The organism is Shewanella sp. MBTL60-112-B2, from assembly GCF_019655055.1.
GTDB lineage: Bacteria > Pseudomonadota > Gammaproteobacteria > Enterobacterales > Shewanellaceae > Shewanella.
Genome location: NZ_BPFA01000015.1, coordinates 46,920 through 61,828, shown reverse-complemented (window position 1 = coordinate 61,828; position 14,909 = coordinate 46,920). Strand labels below are relative to the sequence as shown.

The following is a 14,909-nucleotide window of genomic DNA, read 5'->3' as shown; positions in this document are numbered from 1 at the left end:
TGATTAAGCTTAGATAAATGGCGAGTTCCTATTGGAAACTCGCCATTTTTTATACACTTTAATAAATCTTACAGATTGCTAGGATTACAGCTTACCGCCAGTAATCTTATTGATCCTGCCATCTTCTTTGGCTTTTTCAGCCCGCTTGCGGCGCACATCTTTAGGGTCGGCAATTAAGGGGCGATAAATCTCGACTCTTTGACCCGGTAGTAACACTTCATCATGTTTAACTAAGCGACTAAAAATTCCGAGCTTTGCCGTTTCTAAGTCAATCTCAGGAAAGTAAAGCTGCATGTCACTTAACTTGACCGCCTCAATACATGTGGTTCCTGGCGTAACATTCACTTTAATCAGCTTTTGCTGATTAGGCAGCGCATAGATAACTTCAACCAGAAATGAAGCTTGCTCAGTACTCATTGATATATCACCTTTGCACGACTAGTAAATGCCGTGACCATTGAAGCCATCAGCTCTTTAAATACTTTACCGAAGGCTAAATCGGCAATCGAATTTGAAAATTCAAAACTCAATTCAAACTCAACCTTACAGGCATCTTCAGTTAACTCTGTAAACTTCCACTCACCGACCAGCTCTTTAAAAGGACCGTTCTCTAGCTGCAACTGAATACTTTTACCTGGAACGACCTGATTACGGGTAGTAAAGGTCTTACTAATCCCTGCTTTTGCAACATCAACCGAGGCCACCATAGTTTTTCCATCAAACTCTAGCACTTTGCCACCCACACAACCGGGCAAGAACTCTTTATAAGACTCAACATCGTTGACTAGCTCATACATCTGCATCGCGCTGAAGCGAACTAATACACTGCGGGAAATTTGCGGCATCTGACGATTGGTACTCAGTAATTAAATTCGAAGTGTAGATTTTAACATGAACACAAAAAAACGCATCTTTGATACAGCCCCAGCGTATTGAGCGGCTAAAAAGCAGACAAACTCACTCAGCAAAGTGATAAAATCTGTAATAAATTGATTTGCCCAATTCCATATTTGTTTGGCGCGGGTATAATGACTGCCTATGGCTAAGAAAAACGCAAAAAATTCAAAGAACAGTTCAGCTTCCATTGCACGCAATAAGCGCGCAACTTTCGACTATAAGTTTGAAGAGAAGCTAGAAGCAGGCTTATCCCTTATGGGATGGGAAGTGAAGTCTATTCGCATGGGCAAGGTAAACTTGTCTGAGAGCTATGTGTTTCTAAGAGAAGGCGAAGCTTATCTTTTTGGTTGCACCATCGCGCCACTTAATACTGCATCTTCCCATGTAGTATGTGATCCGCTGCGCTCGCGTAAACTACTACTTAAACGAAAAGAGCTTGATAAGCTTGAAGGTTTAGTTGAACGTAAAGGTTACTCAATCGTACCTATTTCCATGTATTGGCAGAAAGGTGCTTGGGTTAAAATCGAAATTGGTTTAGGTAAAGGTAAGAAAGATCACGACAAACGTGAAGATACCAAAGACCGTGAATGGCAAATTGAAAAGTCTCGAACTATGAAAAAGGCCGTTCAACAGTAATTTCAGCAACGTATGTGGTCAATAACGTACGTATAACGAACAATCGGTTGTAAATGCAATTTTTATGCTTGGTAAAACAAGAAAGGTCGCGTTACAATCACATTGTACTTGGGGGCGATTCTGGATTCGACAAGATTCTCGAAACCCTGGGAGCATGCCGAGGGGCGGTTGGCCTCGTAAAAAGCCGCACAGTTATAGTTGCAAACGACGATAACTACGCTCTAGCAGCTTAGGCTAGCTAGCCATCTTGCTCACGTTTCTCAAATGGGCAGAGTAATAAGATGGTCACCTTTACATTTGATAGCGAGGGAACCACGTTCAGGGGTGAACCGCGAAATAGTACTGAACTCGCCAATTGCAATCCTGTCTTTCGGAGTGTACTTGGTTAACCAAAAGAGAGACTAAGCATGTAGCGCCTTGGATGTAGGCTTTTTGGACGCGGGTTCGAGCCCCGCCGCCTCCACCAATACTAGGTTAGCAGTAACCTTCAAAGGCCGCTAAATCCCTACCAGACGGATTTAGCGGCTTTTTTGTATCTGCTGTTTACTCACCTTAAAACCATACAACAGAAAACCAAGTAAGCCACTGATGAACATAAAGTTTTAACAGAACACTAAGACTTTAAAATATGGCACTTAAGTATGCATGCTAAGGCGTTCTAGGTACTGCTATAGCCTACTATCAATTTCAGCTACAAAAAAACCTGCACTTGGCAGGTCTTTTCATATCAAAGCAGCTTATATTTCAAAGCGATTAGCTTTGCTTTCTTACAAACTTAGACTTAAGCATCATCTGGCCGTGACCATCTACTTTACAGTCAATATCGTGGTCCGCATCGACAAAACGCTTAATAACCGCTTTAGTACCTACTTTCAGAATTAGCGATGAACCTTTAACTTTAAGGTCTTTGATTAGCGTAACCTTGTCTTCTTCAGCCAATAGGTTGCCTACAGCATCTTTTAAGATGATTGCATCTGGATCAACGATAACTTCGTTCGGGTTCCATTCATGAGCACATTCTGGGCAAACTAGGTTTGAGCCGTCTTCGTAAACATATTCAGACTCACATTTTGGGCATGGTGGCATTGCGCTCATGGTATTTTCTCTTTAATAAGTAATCTACTGAGCCATACTTAATACGCCACTTGTAAAAGTGAGCATCAATACGACTCGCATTTCAAAGACATATTATAATCAAAATTTTGAATACCAGCTAGGTTCAAACCGCCATCCTGTGAGCACGCCTCTATTTGCCACGAGCCAGATATGATCAAGTTATCATTTCCACCTCGAAAAACTCAGCTTTTGCCCATAAACGAGTAATAAGTGTTACTAAGCTCTCAATTTCACCAGCCATTAATGGCCCATGACTATCGCAAACATCTTACTTTTAGCTCTAGGTTCAGACTCAAGCTCTAGACTCGGTGCTTAAGTTATAGACGCGATGCTTAAACTCATTTTCCGACACTGAAGACTCATCACTCATTGAGCTAAGATGAGAGATCAAGACTTTGCAATCTTCCTTATAATAGCCGTTAGTAAAGAGCCTATTCGAGTTGTGACTATATTGGCTCTGTAAAGCGCTGCAACAACAACCCAGCTAGCTCCTTGCTCATTCAAGCTTAACACCATTCAGGGTTAAGACGATTGGATGTCGATAAATGAGACTGAGACTTTGTGACCGAGTTGTTGAGACAGGACTATTAATACTAAGCTATTAATACTGATGTTGAGACAGAGCTACTGAGACAGGCTATTAAGACTTGGATATTGAAATTAGGTTCTGGCTACTGAGAATTCACGCTTTGTGGCAAACAGCTGATATAAAAAGCTTTGCTGGAGGTTGGACACAAAAAAGCTCGCTAATTAGCGAGCCTTAAGAATGAGTGAAAAGCGCGTCGGGGTAGCTATACTGTCACACAGGGTTATGCTGTTTCCCTCGTTGACCGCGCTATAAGCCCAGAAACTAACACGGTTGCTGCTCTTAGAGCCATGACCTTTTACTTACTCACAATAGCTAACTTCACACTTACAAACACACAAACCAAAATGTTTGGTTAGCCGACTTACTACTTACTTACGCAATAGTCATTGTCTAAAATACGCTTTTCATTGTTAATTATAGTCTATATTGAGGCCACTACTAAGCTAGCTGTTTAATATTTTTCGCTGAAAGCATGGTAATTGTCGCCCCGATTTACACCATTATTTAAACTACTTTTCAAAGAAGGCCTTACTCACTGATTGTCTTCATATATTGCTTTAATGAGATCCCAAACTGTGTTTTAAAACGTTGACTAAAACGTGCTTCAGATTGATACCCACAACGTATTGCTAACTCTAGTTGTGACAGTGGTACGCCATTTCGAGCCGAAATCGATTGCATCACGCCTATTGCACATAGCATTCTAACTTCAGCCAAGATCACTCGAAATGAGGTCCCTTCTTTGCTTAGGTGACGCATAAAGGTAGCTTGGCTCATGGCAAAATGACTACAGGTATTATCAATCGTATGGTTAGCGGCAGGTTCGGCTGACAAGTAACGGCTCACCTTTTCTCTTAGAGAAAGCAAGTCTCCTTCAAATAAGCTAGATAGTGCTCCTAGCTCCTTAAGCTGTAAGTAGAAAGCATCTAAGTAACACTGCTGCACAGCTGAACTTAAATCTTGCCCTGACATCGCGATAAGCTGTGAAAACGCAAAATTAAGGCTATCAGTAGCCCTAAGTCTCGGTGAACTCAAAGCCGTTAAATGATTTGTGTCTGTGTTAACCCGCTGCTTTAAAACCCATTCAGAGGGGCGCGATAAAAATGACAACTGAATTGACTGAAATTTATTCTGATAAGGCTCATTAACAAAGGTGAGCTCTTGAGCGGAAGAGGCAAGCAGCCAATAGTTAGGATCGAATGCTAGGGTTTCTCCCTGCCAAAGCAGGGCCTTCACGCCAGATGTAACCGCTATAATACTTGGTGTATACACAGGTACATTACGTAAAGGCTGCGACTTTTGCCCATAGAAACGTTCAATCTTCACCAATGGTGTCACTCTTACTCTCTCCCTCAATGGCACAACTATTTACTACAAAAGACTTCTACTACACAGTATACGGTTAACGTACATAAGTTGCTGTTAATACAGCTTTATCTATTGCCATTTTATTCAACGTGAAACCCACTACCGCAGGGGAAATATCTGTAGGCAATTCAATGTTAGCCTCTGGCAGCGCCCAGATAGTGAATTGATAACGATGCATGCCATCACCTTCTGGTGGGCAAACACCGCCATAACCAGGCTTGCCGTAATCTGTTCTGGTTTCATGACCGATTTTAAGCTTGCCTGATGCGCCTTGCTCTAACGATGTGGTCGTAACAGGAATATTGAGTAGCGTCCAGTGCCACCAACCACTACCTGTTGGCGCATCGGGATCAAATGCTGTAATAGCAAAACTCTTAGTGCCTTTCGGTGCGTCACTCCAGCTAAGTTGAGGTGAAAGATTACCACCATCGCAACCCATGCCCTTGTATTCAAACTTAGATGACATCAGCTGACCTTCGCTGATATCTGAACTTGTTAATTCTAAGGCATAGCTATGAGCCGAAAAAGCAATTAAGCCGATAGATAAAGCAAGACGTTTCATTTTATTGTCCTAGATTACATGGTGAGTATCTAGCTAGTTTAGACAAACCCCTGAACAATAATTAACACAAATAGTCATAATAGAGTGCTCATTACCAGAATGTGAGAGTTTCTGTAGAAAATTGACGGGTAAAAATACGCGCATAAGGTCCTAACTAAAGTCCTGTTCAACACGGCATATTTTCACCCTAGCAAACGACTCACTTAGTGCTAAAGCCTTGACCGTTTAAATAGGCTTGCATAAAAGGTCTCGACTCCTTATTCAGAGTCGCCCTAATTTGATCAGACCAAGAAGTCTGCTTGTTATTACTACTTCTACTGCCGTAATAGGCTCTTATATGCTGATCATAATTCTCAAGCTCTGCCTTATCTAAGCTCTGATAACGCTCTTGATGGACCACTATACTCAAGGGCAAGCGTGGTTTTGGCTGTGGTATTTTGGCTGGGTAGCCAAGGCACATACCAAATAAAGGTAATACATGCTTAGGTAAAGCAAGGAGCTCTGTGACTTGCTCAGGGTCATTGCGGATCCCACCAATATACACGCCACCCAGCCCCATAGATTCCGCGGCTAACATGGCATTTTGCCCCATTAAACCGGTATCGACTGCACCAATTAATGTTTGCTCTGTAAAACCAAGCTGAGCATCAGAGTATATTTGTTGATGACGCTTATAGTCGGCGCAAAAAACCAAAAACTCCGCAGCTGATTCAACATAGGCTTGCCCACCTGCAAGTTCAGCTAACTTGGCTCTGACACTTGGTAACGTCACCCTGATAATGCTGCTGCACTGTATGAAACTGGAGCTAGAAGCGGCATTGGCACAGCGTAGGATGAGTGCTAACTTTTCAGCTTCGATCTTTTGCTCTGTAAAGTGCCTAATCGAGCGATGCTGTAACATGGTTTCTATAGTGTGATTCATGATTAAGTCACTTTGAAGATTTTAAATAACAGCCTACTTTTCCTTCATGCTAGTCGCAAGCTAAAGCATTAAAAATAAGCTTGTTTTCAACTGTAAAAGCCACTTCCCCCAGCTTATATTCCCTTATTGAATCAAAGAAAAACGAAACAAAATAGCAAAATATCAACAATTGCATCAGATAGTTAACTAAAATTAAATGTGATTCATCTTTATTGACCTGTTGCTACTACAGGAATAGGTTAATAAACATATGGTGCAGAGATCACATTTTGCCATCTCCGTCAGCCATAAATTGTCATGGAGCATACTGATGAGAAATTTAGAACTATTTAGCACAGCCTCAATTGACCATTTAATGTGGTCACGTAAAGAATACTCAGCAAATTTGGACTCGCCAGCCCTTTCTATTTTCACTGATTTTGACCACTCTCAGCCAATGGTTATCGACTCATCAGCAAGTGCTGTCGATACAGCTGAAATCATGGAAAAAACTCACGCTTTTATGCGACTGGTTGTAGACAAAAATAATCGTTTTCTAGGCATCATTACCCAGTACGAATTATCCCACAGTAAAATGATGAAGCTTGCCGCTAAAAACTCAGCTCATATCAACGATATTCAGGTCACCGAACTCATGGTGCCAAAAAATGAACTGATGGCGTTAGACTATCATCAAGTTTCGACCGCCAATGTCAGCGATATAGTACGGGCACTGCAAGAGAATGGCTTGCATCACATGTTAGTCATCGATCATGAACTGCACCATATTAGAGGATTAATTGCTGCCAATGATGTAGCAAGGAAACTTAATATCCCAATTGATATTCAAAAGCCACCTTCATTTATACAGATTTTCAAGGCTACAAGGTAACCTTAGTTTGCGACTTTAAGCGTCGAGATGAATTTGGCACTTGAGTGTTTATAATACCAATCAGTATAAAGATTTGGTCGCTCAGCGAGAGTTTAACGGTTCTGATGCAAGGTCATTAATTGCTCCTGCATTAATGACATTCACCACATCTGACCTCCAAGGATGGAGGAAATGTCTTATGTATGTCAGGAACATACAAGACCGTGTGGCTTGCAACGAGTGAAGAGCATAGTTGTTCTACGGTTTAGTTCGTGAACACAGCAGCTTAGCCGCTAAAACTCGCCATTCTGGAGCGTTTTTGGCTGCCTACTTCAGCGTTGAACAGCTTTACAAGGAAATAGCCATTCTTACAGCTATTCGCCTTGAATTAGTTTGCCAAAAAACGCTCTGAGTAGATCAACTTCTTATATTGATTGGTAGTAAGCATCTGCGGGCTAGAAATAAAAAAGCCTGAATTAACTATATTCAGGCTTTCTGACTTTGGTTCTTACTCTATGGCTTTGTATCGCTAAACAGCCAGCTTATGACGCTTTAAGTAAATATGCTTCAAACTCTCTAATAGGTACTGCCTTAGAGTAAAGCCAGCCCTGATGCAAATTAACACCGAGTACTTTAAGGATCTCTGCCTGCTCTAAGGTTTCAACTCCTTCGGCGATAACACCAATATTTAATTCTTTAGCAATCGCAATATATGATGCGATTAAAGACAGCTTACTTTCTGGCGTGCCTAAATGACCAACAAACTGCTGATCGATTTTCAAGTAATCAAACTCTAAATTCTGTAAACACAAGCTACCGCCATAGCCAGTACCTACATCATCAAGCTTAACCTTGCAGCCTAGCTTTCTACACTCCAACATAAAATACTCAAGCTGTTGCCAATTATTAATGGGAAGCCGCTCAGTCAATTCGAAGCTTAAATATTCTACAGGGTAGCCCTCATCCACTAACTCCCGTAAAAATGGCAGCATCTTGCCCTGCTCAATTTCCATTGCACTGACATTGATACTACACCAGCCAATAAGCTTGCCATCTAATTGATCTTTAAGTTCATTCAATGCCGTTTTAACAACCCAACGAGTAACCTCTGGCATAATAGGATCTTTCTCAAGCATCTCTATAAACTCTCCGGTATTACGCATTGTGCCATCCGCTTTTTGCCATCTTAATAGCACCTCAACCCCAACAGCTTCTTGCTTTTGGTTGTCGAGAACAGGTTGGTAAACTAAGGTAAACTCCTTCTTTTTCAGTGCCTTTAAAAACAGCCTATGCCAATAAAATTGCCTCAACACACCTCTAAGTAGCAACCCGCTAATAAATAACATACCAAAAGTCACGACTACCCCAATAAAGTGGCGTAACCACATTAATGCCTTGCTATATAGATTAAGAGAGAATCTATAGGTCAACCCTGTGACTTCTGAGTTAAATTGCAAAGCCCCCCAATATGGGGCACTTTTATCTATCTTAAATAGTTCATGGTTTTTATTAAGCTCGATAGTTAATGACCCACAGAAATTACAATTTTTCAATATTTCATGCATGTATGGAAAAACATCAATACCGATAAACCAGCGATACTGATCGGTATGCCGTCCCACATAAATAGGCTTTATTTCCTCAAGATTACCATTATGCGCCTTTTGATAGAGCTCTAGCCCATTTCCCATAGAAGCAATCAAGGGATAATATTTGTCCTCTAGTAATTGGGAAACACCAAGCGCCGAACAGAGACTTGGCTCATCGATAAAATTTACCCAAGCGATATCTAGGGAGCCTGAAGATAAGATATAGTCTTTTAGTGAAGTAACTACCCCTTGTGAGCATCTCCCCACCTCTATATTTTTCAACACCTGTTCTACGGCAAGTAAACTGCGATCAGCACTTTCTAGGCGTTCGCTATAAAAGTTGTCAAAATCATTAACCCTAACTTCAAGCCTTTTGTATAGCTGATATTGAGTCAAAACATAAGAAATAATTAGGCACAGCATCAACAAGGCAAAAATTAGCCAAGAAGAATGTCGTTTATCTAGCATATTGTTAAGCATAAAACCTTTGCCTGACAGATTGAAATCGATTAAAGGATAACAAGAGCCCTTTACGACAGCTTGCCCTACTAGAGCCTCCTAAGGGTTTTACAACAAAAGCGAATTCCCTCATGGCAAACAAACTGTCGACGCTGTCATGATCTTGTTGATACTCCACAAAGTGTTACTTTTCGCTTAATGAATATTGTTAACATTAAAATAGACGGATTCTGGTTAATAACTTTCTGCCACATTAAAACAGCACTACCTAATATTTCATGTACTTACGTACCGTTAAACATAAACAGCATATTTAAAATGACCGCTCCTAAAGCCTCTTTTTCGGAGCCTTTTGCTCAAAAGGAGCGCGAATTTACGCCCATTTAGACAAAAACTCAACAACTATTTTGTATGAAAATCGCACACAGCTATAGAAAGCTTTAAAAACCTATAAAACATAACCCAATAAAAGACCAAACTCTGGACTATCAAAGACAAAGAAAATAGGTGACATTTAGGTTTGCAACTCGCCATTCTTTAACGCTATTCTGGTCAGGTTAGCCTGAATGTAGAATTTTGCCTGAAATCATGCATCCCTAACCTTTGAGGAGTCATACCTTGACCTTCTTATCGAATCCCCAAACGTTCGGCAGATTAAGCTTAGCGAGTCTACTTATCTGTATCCCTTTTTCGTCCTATGCTGACCAATGGCATTTAAGTTTTGATAACGATGTGGTGATTGGCCAGGATGGCGATTACTCCAATGGTTTCGTTTTTGGTTGGCAAGCTCTTCCTCAAGCTGATTTTACCCAAGCTCCTTGGCCATTTAGCTGGCAACAGAAATTACAATTCTCAAACCAGAGTAGGACGGTGCAATGGGGAGCTAAGATCTATCAAAGAATGTGGACTCCGAGTGAAATTGAATATGATTACGCTCAGCCCAATGATCGCCCTTACGCTGGCCTGCTTGAGCTGGAAAGTTTTACAGGAAGTTATAGTGCATACTTTGCGCAAAAAAACTGGTTCAGCGTTGGCGTTATTGGCCCAGCATCTGGTGCACAAACTATGCAGGAGCTAGTGCATAAGATCACCCCATCGACCCAGCCCCAAGGTTGGCAATATCAAGTCGAGAATCAACTCACGCTACAGCTCGCTTACGAGGTGGATGCATTGGCGTTTCGCCAAGATGCGACAGATGATAGCCAGTGGGAAATAAGTGGCTATAGTCATACCATGCTGGGGAATTTTCGCTCTGAAGCAAACCTTGGTTTTACACTACGCTGGGGAGATGACTTGGCCGAGTCATTTGGTCAACTCAGTAGTCATGCGGGTCACTATGGTCAATACAGTGCTACAGCACTCACTGACGGAAGTTGGACTGTATATGCTCGGGCACAGGCGGGGTATCGATTTAATGATCTCACCATCGACGGTGATGTGCCCTACGACTCTTATGTGCAGATCAAGCACCAACAAGTCAAAGCCAGTACAGGAGTTATCTGGGCGTTTCCCACTTGGTCTGTCAGCTGGAGTTTTGAGGTTTACACTCCAGAGTATGAGCCAGATCCAAACAAATGGCATGGCTATGGCGTGCTGAGTTACAGCTTCGTGCTATAACAAAATAGAAAATAACAATATAAGATAAAGAGATAAGCTTAAAGGTGTTTACTTGGCAACACACGGCTCAAAAACTAAAGGCCCAGCCTATCTGTGGGCCTTTTTCAATAAAGTCCATCTCATATTGAACGCCATCAATCTCACTGTCGTTACCTATTTGCAAGTAACGATAACCTATCCAAACATTATGTAGATCTCCGAAACGGTATAACGCCGAAGCATTAAAGCCATAATCTCTGTCATTATCACCGTAAATCTTAGTGTCCACACCAACAGAAACGCCCCAAGACTCCGATAACCAGTAGCGATAGGTCACACCCACTAACCAATCAAACAGGTGCTCATTGGCAATTGGTACATTGGCATTGATGTTGATGATCCCCGCGTCACTTAATGGTTTGACGTTAAGGTCGATTTTGCTAAACACATGACGTACTCCAGTAAACAAACGTAACCCCGGCATCACTTCATAACCTGCTAGTAAATCATTAACGGCTAAATGCATGTCGGTTTCGATATTATGCCCCGGAGAAATAATACCACCTGTAATAGGCCCTTTAAGGCCCTCTGTTTGGCTATCACTTTTCACTCTTAAATAGTTAATCCTAAGGCTGTAAAGCCAATCACCTTTTTGAGCGTAAAGCTCACCAATCACACCAAAATTGAGGTTGTCTATTATATTTTTAAACGGTACATCTATATCGAGTCTGTCGGCATCAGCCGCAATAGAACCTGAAATATCCGGCGCCCATACCATAGGAAAAGCGATTAAATAATTCCATTCATCTTTGCTTTCATCATAAGAGTCGGGGCCAATCTCATACTCATCGCTGGCAAAGGCCGTAGAATGAGTCAGCGTCATCAATAATAATGCAGTTGCTATTCTCACCAACAATACTCCTTATCATTAGTCACTTATTCGACCCAGTGCAGCACATCTTTTATCACAGACCAACGAGGCTCTTGTGGCTTGGCATTCTTGCCTAAAATCCAATAGCCATAGAGTTTATCTACATAACCCGATGACTTTTGAAGTTGCAACCAACTATTTAAAAACGTTTGTAACGAAGCGTTGTCACGAGCCACGGCATAAGATGCTGGAAACGATTTAATCTCTTCTCGATTATAAAGTGTGGCGTACTCTGGATATAAGATGGTCCAGGTTTTACCCGCCTCAAGACTAATCATAAGCCCATCCCAGGTCTTACCATCATCTTCAAAAAATAATCGGTCCGATTGTATGGTCACAAACTCAATATTGGGAAACTTTTCCTCTAAGTGAGGAATAATCGAATAACGTCCCACTGTGGCTATGCGGATCTTGTCGGCATCACGAATTAACTTGTCAGTTTTAAATTCATCAACACGATGATCTTTCACCACAAATGCGTAGTGTAGGTCGAGTACTGGAGTGGTAAAGCCCACCTGCTCGATGCGCTTGGTTGTCATCTGTAAACCCGATATTGCAATATCGAATTGTCCTTGATTTATCCCTTCTAACACATTGCTAAAGGTATAAGGTACAAATGCAATTTTAAGCTCCAATTCTAAGGCTAACTTTTTCATTAGCTCAACATCAAATCCCACAAGCTGTTGCTCTGCATTATAAAAAGAGAAAGGAACCTGAGTCGGGTTATAACCCACTCTGATCACACCACTCTCTCTAATCTGCTGCATGCTGCGTGGCCCGTCTGCTTGGGCTAAGTCAGCCCAGTTATAGGCGGTAACTTGATCTGGTACTTTCTCGGCTGCACTCATCTGTGCCACCACTTCATCCATCTCATATTCGGTATTGACGATAGAGCTTAGTAACCAACTCGTTGCCAGTAAACTCACACCGAAAACTACGGGAGTAAGTAGGCTTACCATAGCTAATCGTTTCATACTCACTTTAGCTATCCCCACCAGCATCGCCGTACCGCCGATAGCGAGTATGAAGATATTCATAGCTGCAAGTAGAGAAGTAAAACGACTAGTGAACAGACTCGACACCATATACAACTGAAAGAGATCGGAAGAAAGCTCAAGAGAGTCAAGCAGCATAGGTATGGTCAAGTAAACACTACCAAATAGGCTAACTAAACCATTTAATGACATAGGTAAGTAAGTTAAAAAATCCAGTTCAGTTCCTGAGAACCAAGCGGCAAATAGCACAAAGACAATGGTAAGTAATTTGCCAAGATTGGGAAAGCTGAACACCACTGGAATAATAATATTGGCATAGTCATCACTCTGTTGACTGCCGATATTGTATTTATGGAATAACTCTTTAGTGCGCTCAATTAGAATAGGAATAACGATAAAAATATTACCCGCAGCAAATGCAGTGATCATCGCATCTTTAGCAATACCTGTGATATCTCGATACGAGAAAGGTGTGATCACCACTAAAATACCCGGCAAGACCCAGTAAGTCAGGATAAGCGTCATTACCACATGGGCCACAAAATAGACCTGGAGCTTTTGAAACTCATCAAAGTCCATGGTGCCAGCTGTCGCCGCAGTCATAGCAAAGATACCAATCGGCATTAATTTCACTATGCTTTGAGTCACCTTATTAAAAGACTCACCAAGGAGCTGCATCGGCTTCATAAGTGAGTCTTTATTATCGATAGAGATCAGCGCAATACCCGTGGCAACACAAAACAGTACAATCGCAGGGATATAACTGTTCGATAATGAAAAGAATGGATTAGAAGGAATATAGATATCGAGCAGATTGACTGAGTTAGGATCTTCCAGAGCCGTTAAGCTAAAAAACTCTCCCGCCTGCCAGTCAGGAAAAGTGTACTTGATAAGATACATGGTCAGTAGACCAAAGGCCCAGATCACCAGCATCAACTTACCAACCTTCACCCCCAAAGATTTAGCTTGCTCCATGGTCAAACTACCGAGGCTCGAGACCAAGGACACTATGATATAGGGAATAATGGTCATCTGTAGCAGTTTAATAAATGCATCACCAATGACTGACATCCACGCCAACATTTCACCAAAAAACAGTCCGGCAATGATCCCTACCGCAAACGACAATAAAACCAGAGTCGACATACTCATCTTTTGCTTTGGTTTTTGTTGCTCTGACGGGTTAGTTTCTGGCTCTATCGTTTCCGTTTTACTACTCATTACTGTCTCCGTGTAATGTCTGCGCCGATGAAGAGTTGGCTTGGCAATCATTTATTGCTTCAAGGTAACAGGCTAGGTATTGCTCAATTTTCGCCTCGGGATTAAAGAGCTTAGCTGCCCGCAGTCTGCCAGCATGCCCCATCTGCTTTTGTCTACCCGGCTCAAGCAAGACCTGCTCCATGCCTTTAGCCATTGCAATTGCATCATCGGGATCAAACATAAATCCAGTTTGCCCATCGTCTACAACCTCTGGGATCCCATCGATATTACTGCTTACAGTCGGTACCCCACAGGCCATAGCTTCAAGCAGCACCATGCTAAAAGATTCACGGTAGCTAGGTTGGATCATGCAATCTGCATTTGGCAGGTAGTGCTCAACATGAGTCACATCTCCCATAAAGGTGACATACTTTAAAATTCCCAACTTTTCACATTGCTGCTTAATACCATCAATATCGGGGCCGCTACCGAGCAAAACGAGCCGTGCTTTGACCTTCCGGCGCAGCATATGAAAGGAGCGGATCACCGTATCACTATTTTTTAACGGTCTAAAATTTGATACATGCATGACGATTTTCTCATCATCTTTAGCCATCTTACGACGAACCTCGATATCGGCTAGATCAGGTGAGAAAACGCTTAAATCAATGAAATTATGAATCACATCTATCGACTTTGTTTTGTCGAAATGGCTATAGATGTAGTTTCGTTGAAAATCCGATACCGTTGTCACTCTGGTACTTTTATGAATACTGAACCGATTAAGAGGATAAAGCGGCTTATCTTGCCCCACTATGGTGACATCAGTGCCATGAATAGTCGTTACTGTTGGGAATTTATGCGTGGTAATTTCGCCAGCTAGATAGGCACATAGAGAGTGAGGGATCGAGTAGTGCGCGTGTACAACATCAAGCTTAAATTGCTCTACCACTTCAACGATTTTAGCCGTTAATGCAAAAGTGTATAACGGATCTGAAAATAGCGGATAATTGATCGCTTCTACCGAGTGAAAGAACAAACGGTCTGAGTCTTCTATTAATTTAAAAGGGCGTACGCTCGATATAAAGTGTACTTCATGGCCAAGCTTAGCCAGCCCAAGCCCCAATTCTGTTGCCACTAACCCTGAACCACCAATACTGGGGTGGCACACTATCCCTATGCGCATCTTCGACATAAAT

At 41.8% G+C, this 14,909-nt stretch carries 13 protein-coding genes, 1 other RNA gene and 1 pseudogene; 5 read left to right on the top strand and 10 right to left on the bottom strand.

Annotation, left to right across the window (positions count from 1 at the left end; translation table 11 throughout):
- Positions 1–84: 84 nt before the first annotated feature.
- Together K5Q73_RS11365 and K5Q73_RS11360 are read right to left on the bottom strand one after the other, a co-directional pair.
- Complete coding sequence (locus tag K5Q73_RS11365) at positions 85–417, bottom strand: RnfH family protein (RefSeq protein ID WP_220760009.1); 333 nt, start codon at positions 415–417, stop codon at positions 85–87.
- A complete protein-coding gene (locus tag K5Q73_RS11360; protein ID WP_220760007.1) occupies positions 414–845 on the bottom strand; it encodes an SRPBCC family protein in 432 nt (143 codons plus the stop codon). Before K5Q73_RS11360 ends, K5Q73_RS11365 begins: the two co-directional genes overlap by 4 nt.
- A gap of 91 nt (positions 846–936) precedes the next feature.
- Between K5Q73_RS11360 and K5Q73_RS21870 the strand changes: the two are divergent.
- The 3 genes and pseudogenes from K5Q73_RS21870 to ssrA all read left to right on the top strand — a co-directional run.
- A pseudogene (locus tag K5Q73_RS21870) lies at positions 937–993 on the top strand (hypothetical protein); the annotation flags it as partial.
- 45 nt (positions 994–1,038) lie between these two features.
- Positions 1,039–1,533 carry an SsrA-binding protein SmpB gene (smpB, locus tag K5Q73_RS11355; RefSeq protein ID WP_220760005.1) on the top strand — a complete coding sequence of 165 codons (495 nt, stop codon included), beginning with the start codon at positions 1,039–1,041 and terminating at the stop codon, positions 1,531–1,533.
- A gap of 110 nt (positions 1,534–1,643) precedes the next feature.
- Positions 1,644–1,999: a transfer-messenger RNA gene (gene ssrA / locus K5Q73_RS11350) on the top strand.
- Positions 2,000–2,286: 287 nt separating this feature from the next.
- On the opposite strand, the gene K5Q73_RS11345 is transcribed toward ssrA, so the two are convergent.
- The 4 genes from K5Q73_RS11345 to nfsA all read right to left on the bottom strand — a co-directional run bounded on the left by K5Q73_RS11345 (position 2,287) and on the right by nfsA (position 6,090).
- On the bottom strand, positions 2,287–2,628 hold the full coding sequence (locus K5Q73_RS11345; RefSeq protein ID WP_220760003.1) for a zinc ribbon domain-containing protein YjdM: 342 nt from the start codon (positions 2,626–2,628) through the stop codon (positions 2,287–2,289).
- Between the two features lie 1,138 nt (positions 2,629–3,766).
- Positions 3,767–4,576, bottom strand: a complete 810-nt coding sequence (locus K5Q73_RS11340) for a helix-turn-helix domain-containing protein (protein WP_220760001.1) — start codon at positions 4,574–4,576, stop codon at positions 3,767–3,769.
- Between the two features lie 64 nt (positions 4,577–4,640).
- On the bottom strand, positions 4,641–5,168 hold the full coding sequence (locus K5Q73_RS11335) for a YbhB/YbcL family Raf kinase inhibitor-like protein (protein ID WP_220759999.1): 528 nt from the start codon (positions 5,166–5,168) through the stop codon (positions 4,641–4,643).
- A gap of 199 nt (positions 5,169–5,367) precedes the next feature.
- Positions 5,368–6,090: an oxygen-insensitive NADPH nitroreductase gene (nfsA, locus tag K5Q73_RS11330; RefSeq protein ID WP_220759997.1), complete on the bottom strand. Its 723-nt coding sequence runs from the start codon at positions 6,088–6,090 to the stop codon at positions 5,368–5,370.
- A 310-nt stretch (positions 6,091–6,400) separates the two neighbouring features.
- On the opposite strand from nfsA, the gene K5Q73_RS11325 reads away from it, so the two are divergent.
- Positions 6,401–6,961, top strand: coding sequence for a CBS domain-containing protein (locus tag K5Q73_RS11325; protein ID WP_220759995.1), 561 nt, complete (start codon positions 6,401–6,403; stop codon positions 6,959–6,961).
- Positions 6,962–7,482: 521 nt separating this feature from the next.
- On the opposite strand, the gene K5Q73_RS11320 is transcribed toward K5Q73_RS11325, so the two are convergent.
- Positions 7,483–9,009, bottom strand: a complete 1,527-nt coding sequence (locus K5Q73_RS11320; protein WP_220759993.1) for an EAL domain-containing protein — start codon at positions 9,007–9,009, stop codon at positions 7,483–7,485.
- 597 nt (positions 9,010–9,606) lie between these two features.
- On the opposite strand from K5Q73_RS11320, the gene K5Q73_RS11315 reads away from it, so the two are divergent.
- Positions 9,607–10,605, top strand: a complete 999-nt coding sequence (locus K5Q73_RS11315) for a lipid A deacylase LpxR family protein (RefSeq protein ID WP_220759991.1) — start codon at positions 9,607–9,609, stop codon at positions 10,603–10,605.
- Positions 10,606–10,672: 67 nt separating this feature from the next.
- Here K5Q73_RS11315 and K5Q73_RS11310 read toward each other — a convergent pair whose 3' ends face one another.
- The 3 genes from K5Q73_RS11310 to bshA are packed head-to-tail and all read right to left on the bottom strand — an operon-like array spanning position 10,673 to position 14,905.
- On the bottom strand, positions 10,673–11,494 hold the full coding sequence (locus tag K5Q73_RS11310) for a hypothetical protein (protein ID WP_220759989.1): 822 nt from the start codon (positions 11,492–11,494) through the stop codon (positions 10,673–10,675).
- 26 nt (positions 11,495–11,520) lie between these two features.
- Positions 11,521–13,731 (bottom strand): cation:dicarboxylate symporter family transporter, encoded by a 2,211-nt coding sequence (locus K5Q73_RS11305; RefSeq protein WP_220759987.1) that lies wholly within the window; start codon positions 13,729–13,731, stop codon positions 11,521–11,523.
- Positions 13,724–14,905, bottom strand: a complete 1,182-nt coding sequence (gene bshA / locus K5Q73_RS11300; protein WP_259655234.1) for an N-acetyl-alpha-D-glucosaminyl L-malate synthase BshA — start codon at positions 14,903–14,905, stop codon at positions 13,724–13,726. The genes K5Q73_RS11305 and bshA overlap by 8 nt, the downstream gene beginning before the upstream one ends.
- Positions 14,906–14,909: the final 4 nt, after the last annotated feature.